This window comes from Shewanella sp. SW32, assembly GCF_025653365.1.
GTDB lineage: Bacteria > Pseudomonadota > Gammaproteobacteria > Enterobacterales > Shewanellaceae > Shewanella > Shewanella oncorhynchi.
Genome location: NZ_JAKKSJ010000048.1, coordinates 23,444 through 30,289, shown reverse-complemented (window position 1 = coordinate 30,289; position 6,846 = coordinate 23,444). Strand labels below are relative to the sequence as shown.

The window sequence follows — 6,846 nt, the reverse complement described above, 5'->3', positions numbered from 1 at the left end:
AGTATGATGATGGTCATCACTTCGCTCATCGTCATACGGCCAGGGCGTTGACGCTTGCGTGTACCATCGGTTAACAGCGTTTTTTCCCATTCTGGAATGAAAACAGCGCAAAAATCATCGACATCGCAAAACACTTCCACTAATTTATGCATAGGCCCTCCGGTGTGATGGGGTTTCTCTTGGTCGAAAGATCCGATCACTTGGAGGGCTATTAGTTCAACATTTCTTATCCCGAGTTCAGGTTAATTAGCGTTATCAATCATGATTGTTTCAGGGCAGGAGCCTTTTGAGGCCTTATTGGCTTTGGCGAGTAGGCTAGGTAAGGAGTCAGAGGTTTTAATGACTTCGGGCAAGTTAATGCGGATTTCACTCAGTAATCCCTTGCCACATTCAAGACTCATTTTAGTGTGAGCGCCTTGACCGAAGCTGCCATCAAAACTTTGGTTTAACTCACTTTTACTCACACTCTTACCTATGTTGTCATGAATAAATTTTTGTACCCATGCCGAGGCATTGACCGCTTGGGTCAGCTGGGTTGCCAATAAAAAGTACTCGTTAGGGTCTTGGCTACGGCAAGTGCCGTGTTTCCACCATTCGTGGCGTTCTAAACAGGTGCCATATTGGGCGCTTGGCATGACTTCTTCTAAATTTTTGCGCACCGATGGATTCAGTTCAAACTCTGGATAAGTACAGAAATCATTCGGTTGCAGTTTGACTGTGCTGCAATAGCCATATCGCGTGCCGCATTGTTGTTTATTCGGCCACAGTCCGTGCAGGCTGAAGTGTTGCCATTGGCTCGATTCTGGCGTTTGGCTGAGGGCGCGACATTCGGCTTTACGGCGGCCATAGAGTTCACAAAAGGTGCTTTGCCAGCTTAATGCGAGCACGTTAGTATCGAATTCGCCACCTATTTGACATTGATTCCCTTGGCGTTTCTCTGGGGTACCATGCTCTTTAAGGCTATCTCGGCTTTTTGCTTTGATGTCCGATGCCGTGGTTGTTTGCGCCGGTTCCGCCGCCGTTGCAGGTGTTGATAAATTACTGCCAGCAACATTAGATAGATATTGACCACAATCGCCGCTGATCCAACGCATGGGAGACTTCACCGCATTGGTGCGCACTCTTAGCCAATCAGGTTTAGCGCTATTGCCGAGGATTTCAAGTACAGGGTAGCGCTCACCAATATTGCTCTGCCATTGGTCTGGATTCGTCTGCTTATTTTTCGATTGAAATAGCTCACAGCGTTTGTCTGCAACGAATTCACCAGTCGCGGGTGCGGCAAAGGCGGGTGCTGTAATGATGAGCGCAGAGCATAAACTGAATGCGGCAAGTAATGCGCGTGATGGGGTTTTAAGGGAAAGTGCTTGCGGCCATATCCGGCTGATGGTTAAACAAAATGACTTGGTCATGTGATGGGATCCTTCCTACGGCAGTGAATTGAGTCAATTCTGTGTGGCACTGAGTCAATGGTACACATAAGCGCTATAAACTTAGAGGCTTATTTTACTCAGAGTTGTGTATGGCACTGTTGTAAAATTAGATTTTTAATCTGATTGAATGAGAAAATCCCCTCAAACTTTAATGGTTTGAGGGGATTTTTATCGGTGTTCTAGCGCCGTACACTCAATTACGCCGCGTCTTTCTTTAATTTACGCGAATAAATCAGTAGATAAAGCGCGGGTAGTACAAACAGTGACAGTAATGGGGCCGTAACCATGCCGCCGACCATAGGTGCGGCAATTTTCTGCATCACATCGTTACCCGATCCTGCACCCCACATAATGGGGAGTAGGCCGAAGAAGATGGTCGCTACTGTCATGGCTTTGGGGCGGATCCGCATAACGGCACCTTCCATTAACGCTTCTTTTAAGTCGCTGACGCTGTGGTAATTATCTTTCTCTTGTCTGTGCTTGATGGCGTTATTGAGATACACCAGCATTACTACCCCAAACTCGGCTGCGACACCCGCTAAGGCAATCATACCGACGGCGACTGCCACTGAGATGTTGTAATCCAGTAGGTATAACAGCCAAGTGCTGCCGACCAACGCGAAGGGGAGGCTGAGCATGATAATACTGGCCTGAATGGTGGAGCCAAAGGTCATCATCAGCAAGATGAAGATGACGGCTAATGCCATAGGGATCACTTGCTTAAGTTTTGCATCTACCCGCTGCATATATTCGTACTGCCCTGCAAAAGTGTAGCTGTAGCGCGGGGGCACCTTGAGTTCGGCATTTAAAGCTTGCTTGGCGGTCGTAATATATTCGCCGATAGAGGTGCCTTCAATATCGATAAACACCCAAGAGATTAAGCGACCGTTTTCACTGGTGAGCATAGGTGCGCCATCGGTGATTTCTATATCCGCTAAATTTCGCAGTGGTAGATAATTTCCCGATTTAGTGATCACAGGGAGCTCGCGCAGTTTTTCGATATTATCGCGTAGCTCACGGGGATAACGCAGGTTAATCGGATAACGCTCAGCCCCTTGCACCGACTCGCCAATATCCATACCGCCAATGGCGTAACGCACGACATCTTGAATATCTTGCAGTGACATACCGTAACGTGCGGCGACATCCAGTTTTGGGGTGATATCGATATAACGCCCGCCACCACTGCGTTCAGCATAGGCTGATTTTGTGTGTGGCACTTTGCTGAGAATGGCTTCTATCTTAGCTCCTATGCTTTGCAGCTCGTTGACATCGGCACCAGTGATCTTAATGCCGACGGGGGTTTTTATCCCCGTCGAGAGCATGTCAATACGGGTTTTGATAGGTTGCACCCAAGCATTGGTGAGTCCTGGTACTTTGACGGTTTGCTGTAGTTGGGCAATGATGCCATCTAAGGTCATGCCTTCACGCCATTCCTCATGGGGTTTGAGCATGATAGTGGTTTCAAGCATGGTCAGCGGCGCGGGATCGGTCGCGGTTTCGGCGCGGCCTACCTTACCAAACACGCGAGCCACTTCGGGCACGGTTTTAATCAAGCGGTCGGTTTGCTGCAACACTTCGGCGGCTTTACTTGCACTGATACCGGGCAATGCCGTTGGCATGTAGAGCAAATCGCCTTCTTCAAGGGCGGGCATAAACTCACTACCCATGCGGGTCATGGGATACCAAGCACTGGCCAGCGCGACTAACGCTAACATCAGGGTGACTTTAGGAAATTTAAGCACCAGTTTGAGCGAAGGTTGGTAAAGCGCGATCAAGAAGCGACTGAGGGGATTGCTGCGTTCGCTGGGAATTTTGCCGCGAATAAAGTAACCCATCAAAATCGGCACTAAGGTGATCGATAAAAAGGCTGCCGCTGCCATGGCGAAGGTTTTAGTGTAGGCCAGTGGCGCGAATAATCGACCTTCCTGCGCTTCGAGTGCGAACACAGGCACAAAGCTTAAGGTGATAATAATCAATGAGAAAAATAACGCAGGGCCGACTTCAATCGACGCTTCGGTGACGATGCGCCAATGCTCCTTAGTATCGGGCTCGCGATCATGTTCGGCTTTGAAATGTTCTAAATGCTTGTGCAGGTTTTCGATCATCACAATCGCGCCATCCACCACGGCGCCGATAGCAATGGCGATGCCGCCAAGGCTCATGATATTGGCGTTCACACCCATCTTATTCATCACGATAAAAGCGATAAGGATGGATAGCGGCAGGGTTATCACGGCCACGAGTGTGGAGCGCGCATGCAGCAAAAACAGTAAGCAGACTAAGCCAACCACCAACATTTCTTCGACGACCTTGCTAAACAAGTTGTCGACGGACTTAAGAATCAAGTGGGATCTGTCATAGGTTGGGATAATCTCAACCCCATCGGGCAGGCCCGCTTTGAGTTCTTCGAGTTTAGCTTTCACCGCATCTATCGTCGCTAAGGCGTTTTCGCCGTAACGCATCACCACAATTCCGCCAACGACTTCACCTTCACCGTCGAGTTCGGCTATGCCGCGGCGTGAGGCTGGGCCTTTGCGCACAGTGGCGACATCTTTGAGTAATAAACCTGTACCAGAAGGGCTGGTGATACCAAGGGGAATTTCACGAAAATCCTCTAGCGTCTGGCGATAGCCTTTGGCGCGCACCATGTATTCGGCTTCGGCCATTTCGATCACTGAGCCGCCAGCTTCGCTATTAGCTTTATCGATCGCTTGTTTAATGCTGGCGATATCGAGTTTATAGATCGCCATTTTATCGGGCTCAAGCACTATCTGATAGGTTTGCTCCATGCCGCCGACGGTGGCAACTTCAGACACGCCTGCCACGCTTTGCAGCTCTAGCTTGAGATACCAATCCTGCAGACTTTTGAGTTGCGATAAATCTAAATTGCCAGAACGATCGACCAGCGCATATTCATACACCCAACCGACACCGGATGCATCGGGACCGAGTGAAGGTTGTACGCCCTGGGGTAAACGGCTGCTAATTTGACTTAGGTACTCGAGCACCCGCGAGCGTGCCCAGTAGATGTCGGTGCCATCTTCAAAAATCACATACACATAGGAGTCGCCGAACATGGAATAACCACGTACGGTTTTGGCGCCTGGTACGGCTAACATGGCGGTCGACAAGGGATAAGTCACTTGTTCTTCAACCAATTTAGGTGCTTGGCCCGGGTAAGGGGTTTTAATGATCACTTGTACGTCGGATAAATCCGGCAGCGCATCAAGCGGCGTTTTGCGCAGCTCCTGCACGCCCCAAACTGTGATCATGATGGCGATAATCAACACCATCAATCGCTGCCTGATTGACGCCTCGATAATATATTTCAACATAACGCGCTCCTAGTGCTGATGACCGCTGCTTAAACGCATTAAGCTGCCCTTGAGACTGGCTTCGGAGTCGAGTAAGAATTGCCCCGAAATCACCACCCGTTCACCTTCATTCAGGCCTGAAATAATCTCGGCTTTACCTTGGCTCATCATGCCGACTTTGACGGCCTTGGCGGTAAAGCTGTCATCGGTTTGTTTGACGATCACGCGGTTTTCTTTACCCGTCTGAATTAAAGCTTCTTGCGGGATCACGAGCACATCTTTATTCGGGCCACCGAATAGCGAGACTTTCGCGAGGGTTTTAGGTCTTAAATCTACGTCGGCATTGTTGAGAACCACTCGTACTCGCAGGCTGCGAGTGACTGGGTCAAGCTCAGGGTAGATGTAATCGATCGTGCCTTCGATGCCGCTGATATTCATAGCGGGAACGGCAATTTCGGCCTTTTGACCTTTAGCAATCCAGCTTTGCTCATTCTCGAATACGTCGGCAATCACCCATACCTTAGAGAGATCCACTAGGGACATGACTTCGGTCGAAGGCTGAATGTACATTCCATCACGAACGTCGAGGGCTTTAACTATGCCATTCTCTTTGGCGTAGAAAGGTACGCGATACTGGGTTTGATGTGACTCGGCTAATTGTTTGATTTGCCTGTCGTTAAAACCGAGGAAAGATAAGCGTAAACCCGCATTGCGCACCAAATCTTTGTAGCGGCCTTGGCCGTTTGCTTTGGCAGTGTCCATGGCGAGCAGGTAGTCATCTTGGGCGTTAATTAAATCGGGAGAGTAGATCTCGTAGATCAGTTGGTCTTTCTTGACAGTGTCGCCCACGGATTTGACCATGAGCTTTTCAATCCAGCCAGTGACGCGGGCATGGATATGGGTGATCTGGCTTTCGTCGTAATCGATTTGACCGACGGTTTCGACAAATTTCCACAGTGTGTCGCGTTCAACCTTGGCGACTTTGAGTGCCAGCGCTTGCTGCATACTGCCGGAAACATTGATATTGATTTCTTGGGTATTGCCGCCCGTTTCGACTTTTTCTAAGTTCATGCCGCAGATAGGGCAAGTGCCGTGCACATCGCTGATGATGTGAGCATGCATAGGGCAAACGTACTTGATTGTTGTCACGTGGTTTTGGGCTTTAACTAAGCTGTCGGCCTTAGGGGTTGGGGTATCGAATACCTGGCTCGAAGCTTTCGCTGCCAAGATTTGTCCATGCTCAGAGGCTGGGTGATCTGCGACTTGATGCTGTGCATGCTCGGCCGCAGAGTTTGCGGTATCTTGTTTCTCAACTAAAAACATATTGCACTTAGGGCAGCGACCAGGCTCATGGCTGAGCACTTCGGGATGCATAGGGCAAGTGTAGGTTTTGACTTGATTTAACGAATTATTTTTAGGCGCTGTTGCAGAATTTACTGCAGCTTCGGTCGCCACGGGCTCTTGTGTGCTCGCCAGTTGGGCATGGCTCAACCAAGGCGTACCTAAGAGTAAGCTACTCAAGATCAGTACGGCTTTAGGGGTCTGCTTTTTTACGGTTTTAAATGAATTCATATGCCTCATCTCCAGCCTAGCTTAGTGGTGTTTGTGGGCGTTTTTTGCCGCACCTTCAGCCGGTTTTGCTTCTATTGCCTTTGGCTCTAAGTTCATACCACATTGAGGGCAAGTATCCTCTTTGCTGCCAGTCACTTCAGGGTGCATAGGGCAAACATGGGTATGTGCTTGTTCCTGTGGATTGGCATTGTCGTGTTGATGTGCGTGCGGCGCGGCCGTCGCAAACACGCTTGTGCTGGTCAGCAAGAATGCGATTAAGGCGAGATTAGTTAGTGTTTTCATATTATTCACTCCATCGGATTAACGGCCGAATACGAGCGCATAAACGTCAGTGAGCACAGTGGATCAAAGCGGTTCGCTTCGATAGACGGATTGATGCCACAATTTGGCATTCGGCTCAGTAATCAACGTTTTGCTAGACTCGGGTGCACGATTTAATGATAAGGCACCACAATAAACGGCTAAATAGGGCGTTAGCTTAGGGCTAACAGCATTGTCGTTTTAGCTTGGTCGTTTGGCTTTTTTAA

4 protein-coding genes and 1 pseudogene are annotated in these 6,846 nt (G+C 49.2%); all 5 read right to left on the bottom strand.

Features of this window, described 5'->3' with window-relative positions:
- A pseudogene (locus L5M28_RS21140) lies at positions 1-152 on the bottom strand (IS982 family transposase); the annotation flags it as partial.
- Between the two features lie 90 nt (positions 153-242).
- Positions 243-1,409 carry a ribonuclease T2 gene (locus tag L5M28_RS21135; RefSeq protein WP_263204348.1) on the bottom strand — a complete coding sequence of 389 codons (1,167 nt, stop codon included), beginning with the start codon at positions 1,407-1,409 and terminating at the stop codon, positions 243-245.
- A 218-nt stretch (positions 1,410-1,627) separates the two neighbouring features.
- Positions 1,628-4,768, bottom strand: a complete 3,141-nt coding sequence (locus L5M28_RS21130) for an efflux RND transporter permease subunit (RefSeq protein WP_113940262.1) — start codon at positions 4,766-4,768, stop codon at positions 1,628-1,630.
- Positions 4,769-4,777: 9 nt separating this feature from the next.
- A complete protein-coding gene (locus L5M28_RS21125; RefSeq protein WP_263204347.1) occupies positions 4,778-6,319 on the bottom strand; it encodes an efflux RND transporter periplasmic adaptor subunit in 1,542 nt (513 codons plus the stop codon).
- A gap of 21 nt (positions 6,320-6,340) precedes the next feature.
- Complete coding sequence (locus L5M28_RS21120; protein WP_263204346.1) at positions 6,341-6,601, bottom strand: heavy metal-binding domain-containing protein; 261 nt, start codon at positions 6,599-6,601, stop codon at positions 6,341-6,343.
- Positions 6,602-6,846 lie beyond the last annotated feature (245 nt).

Bases quoted from the DNA above. Each gene is read 5' to 3' on its own strand.
- L5M28_RS21125 (WP_263204347.1), bottom strand. From the start codon at position 6,319: ATGAATTCATTTAAAACCGTAAAAAAGCAGACCCCTAAAGCCGTACTG.
- L5M28_RS21120 (WP_263204346.1), bottom strand. From the start codon at position 6,601: ATGAAAACACTAACTAATCTCGCCTTAATCGCATTCTTGCTGACCAGC.
- L5M28_RS21135 (WP_263204348.1), bottom strand. From the start codon at position 1,409: ATGACCAAGTCATTTTGTTTAACCATCAGCCGGATATGGCCGCAAGCA.
- L5M28_RS21130 (WP_113940262.1), bottom strand. From the start codon at position 4,768: ATGTTGAAATATATTATCGAGGCGTCAATCAGGCAGCGATTGATGGTG.